The organism is Acinetobacter sp. 25-47-130, from assembly GCF_056779705.1.
The window spans coordinates 696,632-710,626 of sequence record NZ_JBWYII010000001.1; the positions used below are offsets into that span (position 1 = coordinate 696,632).

Genomic DNA, 13,995 nt, shown 5'->3' on the forward strand with positions numbered 1-13,995 from the left:
AAGGAAGTTTTCATCATGAAATCTCGTGCAGCGGTGGCATTCGGTCCAGGTCAGCCATTACAAATTGTTGAATTAGATGTTGCTCCACCACAAGCTGGTGAAGTATTGGTGAAAATTACGCATACAGGTGTTTGTCATACTGATGCATTTACACTTTCTGGTGAAGACCCAGAGGGCGTATTCCCTGCGGTACTGGGTCACGAAGGTGCAGGTATTGTGGTTGAAGTTGGTGAAGGCGTGACCAGTGTAAAACCAGGTGATCATGTCATTCCACTTTATACTGCAGAATGTGGCGAATGTTTGTTCTGTAAATCAAATAAAACAAACTTATGTGTCTCTGTACGTGCCACTCAAGGTAAAGGTGTTATGCCTGATGGAACGACTCGATTCTCTTATAACGGCGAACCTATTTACCATTATATGGGGTGTTCAACATTCAGTGAATACACAGTTGTTGCCGAAGTATCGTTAGCAAAAATTAATCCTGAAGCAAACCCTGAACACGTTTGTTTATTGGGTTGTGGCGTGACGACTGGTATTGGTGCGGTTCACAATACTGCAAAAGTACAGGAAGGTGATACTGTTGCTGTGTTCGGTTTAGGTGGTATTGGTTTAGCAGTTGTTCAAGGTGCTAAACAAGCCAAAGCTGGCCGAATTATTGTAGTGGATACTAATCCAGAAAAATTTAAATTGGCTGAGCAGTTTGGTGCTACAGATTTCCTCAATCCTAAGGACTATGATCAACCTATTCAACAAGTCATTGTAGAGATGACTGGATGGGGTGTTGATCATTCATTTGAGTGTATCGGTAATACAAACGTAATGCGTTCAGCGCTTGAATGTGCACACCGTGGTTGGGGGCAATCTGTCATTATCGGTGTGGCTGGTGCAGGTCAAGAAATCTCAACTCGTCCATTCCAATTAGTGACTGGACGTAAATGGATGGGTACAGCATTTGGTGGTGTAAAAGGTCGTACTCAATTACCAAAAATGGTTGAAGATGCGATGAAGGGTGACATTCAATTAGAACCTTTTGTTACTCATACTATGGGGCTAGAAGACATTAATAAAGCCTTTGAGTTAATGCACGAAGGTAAATCAATCCGTACAGTTGTACATTTTTAATTGGGCAATAAAAAACGGGCGATATGCCCGTTTTTTTGTTTTTAAGCGGTAGCTTTCAAAACTTCTGCAATTGAATCAGCCACATAATCAATATTATTCAAGTTTAATCCTGCTGCGCACATACGGCCACTACGGACTAAATAAATACCATATTTATCTTTCAAAATATCCACTTGTTCGCCAGTCAAACCTGTATAACTGAACATACCTTGTTGTTTTACTAGATAGCTAAAGTCACGTTCAGGCAGAGCCGCACTCAATTTAGCATTTAACAATTCACGCATTTTAATAATACGTTCACGCATTTCTTGTAATTCAGCTTGCCATTGAGCAGTTAGATCTGCGTTGTTTAACACGTTTTCAACCAACAATGCACCTGTGCTTGCTGGACTAGAATAAATACGGCGTACAGTTGCTTTTAATTGTCCAAGCACTTTTTGAGCAGTAGCTTGATCATCACAGACAAATGTTAAGCCGCCGACACGCTCACCATACAGTGAGAAGATTTTTGAGAATGAATTACTCACAATGAAATTCATACCTGATTTATCTAAAGCACGAATAAGGTATGCATCTTCTTCAAGACCTTTACCGAAACCTTGGTAAGCGATGTCAAGGAATGGAATAAGATCATTCGTCTTAAGTACTTCGATCACTTGATCCCATTCTGCTGGCGTTAAATCTGCACCAGTTGGGTTATGGCAGCAAGGATGAAGCAAAACAATACTTTTTGCTTTTAGTGTTTTTAATTCCTCAAGCATTGCTGGAACGTTAACGCCATTTGTATCAGCATCAAAATAAGGATAGAAATGAGATTGGATACCAGCGCCATTAAAAATTGCAATATGGTTATCCCAAGTTGGCTGACTTACCCAGATATCTGACTCAGGGAAATATTTTTTCAAAAAATCAGCACCAACTTTAAGTGCACCTGAGCCACCAAGTGTTTGAATCGTGACAGCACGACCATCTTTACGCGCTTGACTATCAGGACCTAAAACTAATGCTTGAGTCGCTTCGTTATAAGATTTCAAACCATCCATTGGTAAATAAAGTTTAACTTTATCGTTGCTCGGTTCAATATTTTTGTACGCAGCTTTGACCGCATTTAACTGAGGTACAATACTGTCTTCGTTATAATATAGACCAATACTCAAATTCACTTTTTGAGTACGCTCATCTTTACTATATTCTTCCATAAGTGAAAGAATAGGGTCACCTGCATAAGCATCTACATGATGAAACATGGTCTAAATTTCCTAAAATGTTCAAAGTAAAAAGTTTAATCGGATAATATATATAATTTCCGCACGATCACAAGATCGAATTACAGGACTAATTTTTATAAAACTCAATACTTTTACTTATAACCGAAATTTTTTGATTGTCTTTAATATGCTGAATTATATAAATAAAAATTAAATTAGCACTAAAATACAAACTCAACTGTTAGAATTTGAATCACATTTTTAAAGCTATTTGAGTATATACATGCGACTAAATGCTGAGATCACCAAATCAAATGCGAATCAACGTCAACCTGCTCTTGTTCTGATTCATGGTCTTTTTGGTAGTTTATCGAACCTCGGCATGCTCGCGAGAGCATTTCAGGAAACGCATGATGTCATCCAAATTGATTTGCGTAATCACGGTTTATCACCTCATTCTAATCAAATGAGTTATCAACTCATGGCGCAAGATGTTGTAGAAACTTTAGATGATATGAATGTGCAACAATTTCACATCATTGGTCATTCGATGGGGGGGAAAGTTGCCATGCACTTAGCAAACCTTGTACCACATCGAGTAGTTAAGTTGATTGTACTTGATATGGCACCCGTCGCTTATCAAAAATCTCATCATGATCAAATTTTCAAAGCTTTAGAAGAAGTTCAAAAAGCTCAAGTTGTTTCAAGAAAGGAGGCAACCGAGTTGATGCAGAAATATATTAATGAAATTGGCGTTATTCAATTTCTGCTCAAATCTTTCCGCAATGGACAGTGGCTATTTAACTTAGATGCACTTAAACAACAATATTTTCAGATTTTGTCATGGGAACGTCTTAATCCACAATCGAATGAAACTTTGTTTTTAAAAGGAGAATTATCCGATTATATTAATCTCGAGCGCGATAACGATCTTATTCGGTTTCAATATCCTAAAGCTAAATTTGTGACGATTGATGGCACTGGACATTGGTTACATGCAGAAAAACCAAGTGAGGTTATCAAGAACATTAAAGATTTTTTATAATAAATTAATAATAAGTTTAGATTATTTTTATATTAGTCGATACCTACTTAATATAAGTAGGTATTTTTTTTAATTAAAATCGGAATTATTTAATTCTAAGATGTCGAATTATCAAATAAATTCATTATTGTGTCGTATTTCATTATTTTTTATGCATTTTGTCTATTTAATATTCACAAGTGATAAAAATTATGTATCATGCAGAAATGGTATTTGTATTAATTTAATCCATTTAAGTGTTATTATTATCACGTATTTTAAAATTAATGATGATTAATAATCATTATTAACGAAATTTAAATACTGATTAATTAAATTCTAAATTTTTACGCTGATTTTTGTATTCGTCATTTTGATGGGTTGTTATTTTCAAATAGGTGAACTATGAGCATTCTGGATCTGAATAGAGCTGATCATTTACAGTCCAAAGCTGTGCCTTTGCATCTAACACTGTCAGATGACTTTAAATTTGCACTTGATTTACTGCCCAATTTGATTTGGGTCAGTCACACCAACTCAGGGTATTGTAATCTCGCACTTAAACAATATATCGGTGCGGATACGCAAATCTTACGTGACGTAGACTGGCTTAAATTTGTTCATCCTGATGATGCTGAACATCTTTATCAGATTTGGAATGATGCTCAAAAAAACGGTCAGAAATTTGAAAAAGAGTGTCGTATAAAAAATAAATCAGGTGAATATCTTTGGTTCTTAATGCTTGCTGAACCTAAGGTGATTCAATCCAACCAGCAAAATTGGATGATAAGTTGCACAAATATCCATGATCGTACAATCAAAATGCGTGAAACTGCTGAGGCCTTGCGTGCCAATACAGATATGCTCGATGTCAGCGTAGACTGTATAAAAATTATCACACCAGATGGCAAGCTTGAACACATGAACAAATCTGGATGCATGGCATTACTGGGTCAAGAGCGTTTTAAGAAATTTGGAATGGATTGGTTAACGCTGTTACCACCTGAAGTACGTGAACAGGGGGCAAAAGCGATTAAAACAGCAGCTCGAGGGAAGAATGCCCGTTTTGCGGGGATGAGCACACACGGCGATACTGTGATGTATTGGGATAATATTTTAACACCTGTGCATGATGAACAAGGAAATACGACCAGTATTCTCTGTGTATCACGTGATATTACCCGTCAACGTGTTGCCGAAGCTAAACTAAAAATCAGCAGTGAATATGATGATCTGACTGGTCTGATGAATCGTCGTGCCTTCAAAAATAAATTAAAAGCGGCGATTTCACAAGCAAATCGTGAAAAAACACTTATTGGTATGATGTTTATTGATCTCGATCATTTTAAAAACATTAACGATACTTTAGGTCATCCTGCTGGAGATCATCTACTTAAAGTCTTATCTAAACGTCTGCAAAAGAGTTTGGATTGCAAGTGTATTGTTTCACGTCTAGGTGGAGATGAATTTGCAATTATTGTCCCAGGGATGACATCAGAAGAAGAATTACATCAAACCACACAGAAAGTACTTAAACAAAATATTGCCCCCATCACTTATGCAGGAAAAGTGATTAATAGTGGGATGAGTATTGGATGTGCCATTTATCCTAAAGATGCTCAAGATGTATTCGGATTGATGAAATGTGCGGATACCGCTCTAAATGATCTTAAAGAAAAGGGTCGTGGTGGGTATCGTATGTATGATGACGAAATGTTTGCACTTGCTGAAAAGAAGATGCAACAACTTGATACTGCTCGCTATATCATACAGGACAATTTAATCGAGCCGTATTATCAACCTAAGGTTCGCTTAGATAACTGTCAGCTAATCGGATTTGAGGCTTTGATGCGTTGGCATGATACACAGCAGCAACTTCACTATCCAGCTTCAATCTCAGAAGCGTTTAACGATTATGAGCTGGCCAGTAAAATCAGTGAAATCATGCATCAAAAGATTTTCAGTGACATGGCAGATTGGATGTCTAAGGGCGTTCAACTTGTACCGATCTCAATTAATGCCTCTCCAGTTGAATTCATGCGTGACAATTATGCAGAATTGTTAATTCAACGTTTAGAACGACATCAAATTCCTGCTCATTTAATCGAGGTTGAGATTACAGAACATATTCTGTCTGAGCGTGGAGTAGAATTTGTGATTCGAGCACTACAAAAGCTCAAAAATTATGGTCTTCGAATCTCATTGGATGATTTCGGAACCGGTCATTCTTCAATGACGCATTTAAGAGATTATCCTGTCGACTGTCTCAAGATTGATTATGCTTTTGTGAATCGAATGAATGAGGAGAAGTCAATCAATTCAATTGTAGAGGGCATTGCTAAGCTCGGACCTATTCTGTCATTGGATGTGATCGCAGAAGGTGTCGAAACATGCCAACAGCTCTTAAGTCTTCAGGATGTTGGCTGTGCATATGGTCAAGGCTTTTTATTTAGCCAAGCGATTTGTAAGTCTGAGGCTGAGCAACTGATGCTCAAACAAGTATGTGCTATAAAAGATTGGCTTCCTACAGATAGGCAATAAACCATTGATATATTTGAGTTATGATTGATATAACAATATTTTTTATATAAATTGCTTGTCAATCAGTCTATTTATGCGTATTTTACTTTTAAGGGTTATATTTTAGATAATTTGATGAAAACGACACACTTGATTACTAACGCTTATTATTATTTTTGGCAATTTAACATCTAGTTGCCTAGACGCGTTCGGGCAACAAAAATGTTGCCCATCAAGTTTATACCTGATTGGCAACACCAATCAGGTTTTTTTTCATCTCAACAAATATAGGAGCATCTCATGAAAACATTGAATACTTTTTATTTTAGCAACGGTTATTGGTTCTATTTTAGTCAAGAACAAAACCCATCCAATAGACACCTCACGCTCAAATAAAAGATAGGGCAATTGCTGCCCAAAGGAATTCAAGATGAATGCAATTAATTCTCAGCTTATAACCACAGCTCAACATACTTTAGAAAAAAAATTAAGCTTACCATTAGAACTAAAATCAGCTTTACCTGTGAGTCCTATATTTTCACTTCAAATTCGTCAACATCGCCAAACAATACAAGACATTTTAGCGGGTCATGATCCACGTTTATTGGTCATTACTGGTCCATGTTCGATTCATGATCCTAAAGCAACCCTCGAATACGCACAAAAATTAAAACAACTGCAAGAACAAGTCAAAGATCAGATTTTCATCGTGATGCGTACTTATATTGAAAAACCTCGCACCACTGTAGGATGGAAAGGCTTCTTGTATGATCCAGATTTAAATGGTTCAGCAGATATGCAAAAAGGACTTGAACAGTCTAGATCACTCTTCATTCAAATTGCTGAAATGGGTTTGCCGTTGGCCACAGAAATCTTAAGCCCAATGGCAACAGGATATTTTGATGATTTGATTTCATGGAGCGCGATTGGGGCGAGAACAAGCGAATCGCAAATTCACCGTGAAATATCTAGCCATATGCCTTATAGCATTGGGTTCAAAAACGGTACAGATGGATCAATCAAAATTGCATTGGATGCGATTCAGTCCGCTTCACAACCGCATCAATTTCTTGGTTTAAGTCAAGATGGTGGTCCAAGCATTTTATCTTCAAAGGGTAATCCGCATGCACATTTGATCTTACGTGGATCGAATCAGGGTACAAATTACCAATTATCTGAAATTAAAAAGATTCAAGAAAACAATAACCATGTACTACCAGCTTTGATTATTGATTGTAGCCATGGGAATAGTGCTAAAAATCCATTGAATCAACCTGCTGTATTAAAGCAAATTGTGAATGAACGACCTCAAACACAAGTCCGTGGCGTCATGCTAGAAAGCTTTTTAGTCGATGGCAATCAGAAAATTTCTGATCACATGACTTATGGTCAATCAGTGACTGATGGATGCTTGGGTTGGTTAAGTACAGAGCAATTGATTTTGGATGTTGCTCAACAACTCTCCTAATATAATTCATAAAAAAGAACCCATGAAATATGGGTTCTTTTTTTTTGCCTTTAAGATCTGAATGTTTGTTTAAAGCATTAAATATTTGATGAAACAGCTGAAATAACCTTATATTTCTATTAGTATTTTAAGTATTTAATATTTATAACTTGGGGAAATTAATGTTCAGTAATGAATTACTTAGCGAAGCTCGGCAATTCATGTTCAGATTGCTTAAAAGCGTTTTTGAACATGAGGGATCAGATTTATTTATTTCAGCTGATTTTCCTCCAAGTATGAAACATCAAGGTTCAATGAAGCCTTTAAGTTCTCAAGCTTTGACTGCAGAAAAAACAAAACTATTCGCTTATAGCTTAATGAATGAAAAACAAAGAGCAGAATTTGAGAGTGAATTAGAATGTAATTTTGCCATTAATGTCCCAGATGTATCGCGCTTTCGCGTGAATGTTTTTCAACAGCAACTTAATGTAGGGATGGTCATTCGTACCATTACCTCTGAAATTCCAAACTTTGAAAAGTTGAAATTACCAGAAACATTGAAAGATGTGGTAATGGAAAAGCGAGGTTTAATTCTAGTGGTTGGTGGCACTGGATCGGGTAAATCTACTTCACTTGCTGCCATGATTGATTACCGTAATGAGAACTCAGCAGGGCACATCATTACTGTAGAAGATCCAGTTGAATACGTGCATAAACATAAAAAATCAATGGTCACTCACCGAGAAGTCGGAGTGGACTGTCACTCATGGCATAATGCGCTTAAAAATACACTTCGTCAGGCACCAGATGTAATTTTAATTGGCGAAATCCGTGATACGGAGACCATGGAGCATGCGATCGCTTTTGCAGAGACTGGTCATCTGTGCTTAGGCACGTTACATTCGAATAATGCCAATCAAACCTTGGATCGAATTATCAACTTTTTCCCTGAAGAACGGCGCAATCAGTTGCTTATGGATCTTTCATCAAATATGAAAGCCATTATTTCTCAACGTTTAGTTCGAACTGAAGATGGTGTCGGACGTAGAGCTGCTGTAGAAGTCATGCTAAATACACCTTTAGTTTCTGATTTGATTTTGAAAGGTAACTTTCATGAGTTGAAAGAAATTATGACCAAGTCGCGAGAACTTGGTATGCAAACATTTGACCAAGCATTATTTGATTTATATAACGAAGGTGCGATCAGTTATGATGAAGCCATTCGTAATGCTGACTCTAAAAATGAATTACGTCTACAGATTAAGCTAAAAAGTACACGCGTCCGAGAGAATGCTGAAACCTCTTCACAAACCTTCAGTATGTTTGATGAAGATGCAGAGAGCTAATTAAATAAAAAAGCCTTCATCTGAAGGCTTTTTTTTGGACAAATTTTTAGCTATCTAGACCGCTTTAACTTTAGTTTGAACAACGAAGCGGTAAAACAGCAAGCTCAAAAGCGTCAATATCGCGCATAATATATATGCAATCGAATACTGATAGTGTGTGATCACAATACCTAGAATAAAAGAACCTAATGCGATGCCAATATCGTAAAAGGTGTAAAAAGTTGAACTCGCATGTCCAACTCGTTCACGTGCTACAGCTTGAATGGCTTGCGTTTGGAGACATGGCTGAGCAGACCCAAAGCCTATACCAATAAAGACAGCAGATATCAATAATCCGGCAGCAGAATGAATTTGGCTTAGAATGAATAGCCCAATGCTAAAGCTCACAATCGCTGGATAGACAACGTAGGCAGGACCCTTAGAGTCATATAACTTTCCTGTGAAGGGTCTTAGAAGCATCATGGAAATTGCAAAAACAGCAAAGAATAAGCTCGCATAGGTCAATAAATTTTTTGATTCAGCATATGTCGAGATAAAAGACATGATACTTGCATAAGAAAATGAGATGAGCATCGCCATCATCGCAACAGGTAAAGCTTTAATCTCAACAAAATCATGAACACTAATTTTTGTTTTGCGCTTAACAGTTTGAAATTGTGTCTGGATCGGAATCAAAAAGCAGAACAAATAACCAATAAAAACAATTGCAGCTAAAAGTGTAGCCACTGGAATATATCCCCATGGTTGAATGAGAATCAAGCCCAACATGGGTCCTAGTACAATGGCAAGATTGACTGACATGACAAAATAGCCCATGCCTTCACCTTTACGCTGATTTGGAATGAAGTCATTGACGATTGGTATCATGGCAGTGGTCAAAATACTGAACCAAATTCCTTGTAGTAACCGAATGACCAGTAATAGGGTTAGATTATCAGCAAAGATATAAGCGAAAGAGAGCAGTACAAAAAATGACTCAGAGATATAAAGTGCTTTTTTAAGCCCAATCTTCTCGATAATGAGACCGGTAAACGGTCGTATTGCGATCGATGAAGCTAGAAATAAAGTCAGTGCAAGCCCAGCTTGGGTAATATTACCATTTAAATCATTAAGAATATAAATTGGCAATATCGTTGTCTGAGCAAAATAGAAGATGAAAATAAATAAGTTATTAATTAGACACAGAATAAAAGATTTATTCCATAGATGCTCAGCATGTATAGAAGACATAGACAACCTTGAAATATTGAACCATTAAAAGCTTCAATCTGTGCCAAATAAAATTATTTTTGGTTTTGGTCAGCAATGAAGTAGGGAGAGAAGTTGAATTAATTATAATCAAATTACATGAAAATTACATCAAAAAGTGAGCCATTCATCCGAAAATGTATAAATAAAAAACCAGTCCGTAGACTGGTCATAAATATCACAAACCTGATTCATAATCTGTATTTGAGAGAAGTTGTTCTACATCTGCCAAATTAGATGGTTTAATTTTGTAGATCCAGCCTTTGCCATAGGGATCATCATTTACAAAATCTGGATCATCTTCTAGATTTTCATTAATTTCTACAACTACACCACTTACAGGAGCATGAATATCAGAAGCTGTTTTCACAGACTCAACTACACCCGCTTGTTCACCAGCAGTCAATTCACGACCTACTTCAGGTGCTTCTACATAGACAAGATCACCCAATGCATCTTGTGCGTGATCTGAGATCCCAGTAACAACGAGATCACCTTCAATACGTACCCATTCGTGTGTGCGAGCATATTTAAGCTCTGAAGGATGATTCATCACGACTCCTCAATTCGATTTGAAAAATTTTCTTGTGTTATACAGTGTTTTATTTAAAAACGAAAGTTCTATAAATATGGATCTTTACGCCAACTGCTTGGACTTCGACCACTCCAACGTTTAAATGCACGACTGAAATTCGCAACATCTGAATAACCGAGTTCATCTGCGATTTGTTCAAGTGAATAGTCAGTACGTGACAGTAGGGAGGTTGCATGACGATATCGAACTTCATCCACTAAGGTTGAAAAAGAAGTTCCTTCTGCAGCCAACTGACGTTTCAGTGTACGATCAGACATATGCAGGCGATCTGCCACATTTTCAATACTTAAATAGTGCTGTTCAGAATGTGTCAAAATATCGCGAACACGCATTGAAATTCGACGGCGTTCTCCAAGCTCTGATAGTTCTGCTTCACACTGATTAATTGCAATTTGACTGGCAATCGGATCTGCGTTAACCATCTTCAAGCCTAAATAACTTTTATCGAAACTGGCAAGAAAATGAGTCTGGTCAAAATGAATAATCGTTTTAGGGTGTAGACGACTGATGTATTTGTCAAAGCCTTCAGGTTTAGGAAAGTCGAAATTAATTTCGCCATACAAATCATTTATGCCTGTCAGTGCTTTTGCCATGGTAATGACACCAAAAGTCAAAGCCATGACAATTTCAGTTCTCAGCGGTTCAAGATCAATATCACATTGTAACTGCAAAGAAACTTGTTCTGTAAATGTCGAAAAATGAAATTGCAGAAAAGGCATACGCAGTTGTATAAAGCGGTTGGCTAAAATAAGTGCATCAGTAATCTCATTCGAGGTCATAATGGCATAGCCAATAAAACCATGGATAGAAATCCGCATTTGGTTACCAAGATGATAACCAAGAGAACTTTCACCTGTCATTTTGCGCGCGAGAATAATCATCTCATTCGCTACTTGTAGTGGAATTCTAAATTCAGGATCGGCAAGTTGCTCGTTGGTGAATCCAAAGGGAGCGAATAGCGACTCAGCACTATAACCCCAACGAGAAACAACATCTAAAAGTAAGAGTCCATAAACACCTGGAATGCCTAAATCTGGGCGAACTGAAACTGTTTTCATGTGCGATCCATTGCTTTACACAATTTTTTTCATAATTTTTGGTGAAAATAATACTGACATAAATTCCAGATAGAAAATACCAATTTTGTCGGACAAATCTAGTGTGAAACCGATGTTTAAGCCTTAAAAACGACAATTTTTGTGGTTGAAATCAACAAAACATCACCATACTGATTTTTTGTTTGTGTGACATAACTCACAATTCCACGATCTAGCTTTGTTTTAGAAGGATTGATAGCAACAATTTCAACTTCCACATGCAAACGATCACCTGCACGAGCTGGTTTTGGCCATCTTAAGCTTGACTCTGAACCGATAAGCCCCTTGGCAATTGGAAAACATTCAGTCCAGAGACGCATGGTAATGGCTGAAGTTTGCCAACCACTGGCTGCGATACCTTGAAAAATAGGATGATCTTTTGCAGCCTCTTCATCAGTATGAAAGACTTGAGGGTCATATTTTTGTGCAAATTCTTTAATTTCTTCGAGTGTTAACTCATATTCACGACTTTTAAACTGATCACCCACTTTTAAATCATCAAGATAAAGCATCTTCGTCTAATTCCTTGTCTTTCACTTTTTGTTCAACTAAAAATCCACCCGTTTGGCGTTGCCAAAGTTGGGCATAAATTCCATTCTGTTGGATCAGCTCATCGTGAGATCCTTGTTCTACGATATTTCCTTGATCCAAAACAATTAATCGATCCATTTGAGCAATGGTTGAAAGTCGGTGTGCAATTGCAATTACCGTTTTACCTTCCATCAAGTCATCAAGGCTTGCCTGAATCGCCGCCTCAACCTCTGAATCGAGTGCGCTGGTTGCTTCATCCAAAATCAAAATTGGAGCATCTTTTAGGAATACCCGTGCGATTGCTATACGCTGTCTTTGCCCACCAGATAATTTTACACCACGCTCACCCACATAAGCGTCATATCCTGTCTGACCACGTAGATCTGTAAGCTGCGGGATAAACTCTTCTGCCCGAGCTTTACGGACAGCTTCATACATTTCTTCATCAGTCGCTTCAGGTCGACCATATTTAATATTCTCAGCAACACTTCGATGCAGCAAAGAAGTATCCTGCGTCACGAGTGCAATATTTTTTCTTAAACTATCTTGGGTGACTTCGTCAATCGCTTGACCATCGATATAAATTTTACCTTGTTGGGTTTGATAAAAATGAAGTAGTAGTTGGATCAGTGTCGATTTTCCAGCACCAGACCGACCGACGATTCCAATTTTTTCACCCGGTTTAATTTCTAAATTCAAGTGATTAATAACATTTTTTTGATTATATGCAAAGCTCACATTATCAAATTTAATTGCACCAGAATGTACCTTGAGTGGCAGTGCAGCTTCTTTGTCTTGAATTGCTATTGGTTTGGCTAGCGTGGTCATCCCATCTTGGATGGTACCAATATTTTCAAATAAGGCTGAAGTTTGCCACATCATAAAAGAAGCCATACTATTCAGCTTTAAAATCATGGCTGTCGTTGCGGCGATCACACCGATGTTTGCTTCACCAATAAACCAAAGCCAAACTGCTGTACCTAAAACGCCAAAGAATAAAATTGCGGTCAGTAGATTAATGCTAATTTCATAAGCAGTTCCCAGACGCATCTGGGTATACACCGTCTTCATAAAAAGTTGCATAGACTCTTTGGCATATTGGCTTTCACGACCAGCATGTGCAAACAATTTTACTGTTTGTATATTTGTATAAGCATCAGTCACACGACCAGTCATCACCGCGCGTGCATCAGCCTGCTTTTTTGAAATTTTTCCAAGTCGCGGGATAAAGAAGGATGCCGCGCCAATGAATAAAATCAACCATGCCATCAGGGGAATAAGGAGAAGAGGGGAGACGTTTCCTAAAACCACACTGATGGTAATAAAATAAATCACCACATAAGTAACGATATCCCCCAAAATTACCCAAAATTCACGAACTGCAAGTGAAGTTTGCATGACTTTAGCTGACAATCGACCTGCAAAATCATTGTGAAAAAAGTCTAAACCTTGAAGAAGTAATAAGTTGTGAAAACGCCAACGCAAGCGCATTGGAAAGCTACTGAATAAAATCTGATGCCTTATGATTGATTGCAAACTTGCAAAGAAAATATTAGCAAGTAGAAAACCAGACAAAATCATCAGATTTGTTTGGTTATTTTCGAGAAAATTTTGAGGCGTCGATGCGGACAACCAATCAACTAAATGACCAATTTGAGAGAAGAAAATAGCTTCAAATGAAGCTGTTGCTGCAGTAAATAACACCAACACCAAGAGATAGCGCTTAACTCCTGATGCTGCTTGCCAAACAAATGGAAAAAATTTCTTCGGCAAGGGCTGATTTAAATCTTTGGATGGATATGGATCAACGAGTCTTTCAAACCACTGCAGCATACGACTAATCTTAATTCATCT

General features: G+C 37.5%; 11 protein-coding genes. 5 read left to right on the plus strand and 6 right to left on the minus strand.

Annotated features, from left to right (window positions below; translation table 11 throughout):
• Positions 1-15 precede the first annotated feature (15 nt).
• A complete protein-coding gene (locus AC1M83_RS03520; RefSeq protein WP_481590036.1) occupies positions 16-1,125 on the plus strand; it encodes an S-(hydroxymethyl)glutathione dehydrogenase/class III alcohol dehydrogenase in 1,110 nt (369 codons plus the stop codon).
• A 41-nt stretch (positions 1,126-1,166) separates the two neighbouring features.
• Here AC1M83_RS03520 and AC1M83_RS03525 read toward each other — a convergent pair whose 3' ends face one another.
• Positions 1,167-2,372 carry an amino acid aminotransferase gene (locus AC1M83_RS03525; RefSeq protein WP_481590037.1) on the minus strand — a complete coding sequence of 402 codons (1,206 nt, stop codon included), beginning with the start codon at positions 2,370-2,372 and terminating at the stop codon, positions 1,167-1,169.
• Positions 2,373-2,616: 244 nt separating this feature from the next.
• Here AC1M83_RS03525 and AC1M83_RS03530 point away from each other — a divergent pair, with 244 nt between their 5' ends.
• The 4 genes from AC1M83_RS03530 to AC1M83_RS03545 all read left to right on the plus strand — a co-directional run bounded on the left by AC1M83_RS03530 (position 2,617) and on the right by AC1M83_RS03545 (position 8,670).
• Positions 2,617-3,378 (plus strand): alpha/beta fold hydrolase, encoded by a 762-nt coding sequence (locus AC1M83_RS03530; protein WP_481588125.1) that lies wholly within the window; start codon positions 2,617-2,619, stop codon positions 3,376-3,378.
• Between the two features lie 384 nt (positions 3,379-3,762).
• The gene (locus tag AC1M83_RS03535) at positions 3,763-5,898 is read left to right on the plus strand and encodes a sensor domain-containing protein (protein ID WP_481590038.1); all 2,136 of its coding nucleotides are present in this window, start codon (positions 3,763-3,765) and stop codon (positions 5,896-5,898) included.
• A 409-nt stretch (positions 5,899-6,307) separates the two neighbouring features.
• Entirely contained in the window at positions 6,308-7,345 is a 1,038-nt protein-coding gene (locus AC1M83_RS03540; protein ID WP_481590039.1) for a 3-deoxy-7-phosphoheptulonate synthase, read from the plus strand.
• A gap of 161 nt (positions 7,346-7,506) precedes the next feature.
• Complete coding sequence (locus AC1M83_RS03545) at positions 7,507-8,670, plus strand: PilT/PilU family type 4a pilus ATPase (RefSeq protein ID WP_035267499.1); 1,164 nt, start codon at positions 7,507-7,509, stop codon at positions 8,668-8,670.
• Positions 8,671-8,724: 54 nt separating this feature from the next.
• On the opposite strand, the gene AC1M83_RS03550 is transcribed toward AC1M83_RS03545, so the two are convergent.
• From AC1M83_RS03550 to AC1M83_RS03570, 5 genes are all read right to left on the minus strand, one after another.
• On the minus strand, positions 8,725-9,900 hold the full coding sequence (locus AC1M83_RS03550; protein ID WP_035267500.1) for an MFS transporter: 1,176 nt from the start codon (positions 9,898-9,900) through the stop codon (positions 8,725-8,727).
• 196 nt (positions 9,901-10,096) lie between these two features.
• Positions 10,097-10,471, minus strand: a complete 375-nt coding sequence (gene gcvH, locus AC1M83_RS03555; RefSeq protein WP_035267502.1) for a glycine cleavage system protein GcvH — start codon at positions 10,469-10,471, stop codon at positions 10,097-10,099.
• A gap of 68 nt (positions 10,472-10,539) precedes the next feature.
• Positions 10,540-11,571, minus strand: coding sequence for an AraC family transcriptional regulator (locus tag AC1M83_RS03560; protein WP_035267503.1), 1,032 nt, complete (start codon positions 11,569-11,571; stop codon positions 10,540-10,542).
• Between the two features lie 116 nt (positions 11,572-11,687).
• Positions 11,688-12,122: a MaoC family dehydratase gene (locus AC1M83_RS03565; protein WP_179997979.1), complete on the minus strand. Its 435-nt coding sequence runs from the start codon at positions 12,120-12,122 to the stop codon at positions 11,688-11,690.
• Complete coding sequence (locus tag AC1M83_RS03570) at positions 12,109-13,974, minus strand: ABC transporter ATP-binding protein (RefSeq protein ID WP_180027849.1); 1,866 nt, start codon at positions 13,972-13,974, stop codon at positions 12,109-12,111. Before AC1M83_RS03570 ends, AC1M83_RS03565 begins: the two co-directional genes overlap by 14 nt.
• Between the last annotated feature and the right edge of the window lie 21 nt (positions 13,975-13,995).

Bases quoted from the DNA above. Each gene is read 5' to 3' on its own strand.
- AC1M83_RS03520 (WP_481590036.1), top strand. From the start codon at position 16: ATGAAATCTCGTGCAGCGGTGGCATTCGGTCCAGGTCAGCCATTACAA.
- AC1M83_RS03525 (WP_481590037.1), bottom strand. From the start codon at position 2,372: ATGTTTCATCATGTAGATGCTTATGCAGGTGACCCTATTCTTTCACTT.
- AC1M83_RS03530 (WP_481588125.1), top strand. From the start codon at position 2,617: ATGCGACTAAATGCTGAGATCACCAAATCAAATGCGAATCAACGTCAA.
- AC1M83_RS03535 (WP_481590038.1), top strand. From the start codon at position 3,763: ATGAGCATTCTGGATCTGAATAGAGCTGATCATTTACAGTCCAAAGCT.
- AC1M83_RS03540 (WP_481590039.1), top strand. From the start codon at position 6,308: ATGAATGCAATTAATTCTCAGCTTATAACCACAGCTCAACATACTTTA.
- AC1M83_RS03545 (WP_035267499.1), top strand. From the start codon at position 7,507: ATGTTCAGTAATGAATTACTTAGCGAAGCTCGGCAATTCATGTTCAGA.
- AC1M83_RS03550 (WP_035267500.1), bottom strand. From the start codon at position 9,900: ATGTCTTCTATACATGCTGAGCATCTATGGAATAAATCTTTTATTCTG.
- gcvH (WP_035267502.1), bottom strand. From the start codon at position 10,471: ATGAATCATCCTTCAGAGCTTAAATATGCTCGCACACACGAATGGGTA.
- AC1M83_RS03560 (WP_035267503.1), bottom strand. From the start codon at position 11,571: ATGAAAACAGTTTCAGTTCGCCCAGATTTAGGCATTCCAGGTGTTTAT.
- AC1M83_RS03565 (WP_179997979.1), bottom strand. From the start codon at position 12,122: ATGCTTTATCTTGATGATTTAAAAGTGGGTGATCAGTTTAAAAGTCGT.
- AC1M83_RS03570 (WP_180027849.1), bottom strand. From the start codon at position 13,974: ATGCTGCAGTGGTTTGAAAGACTCGTTGATCCATATCCATCCAAAGAT.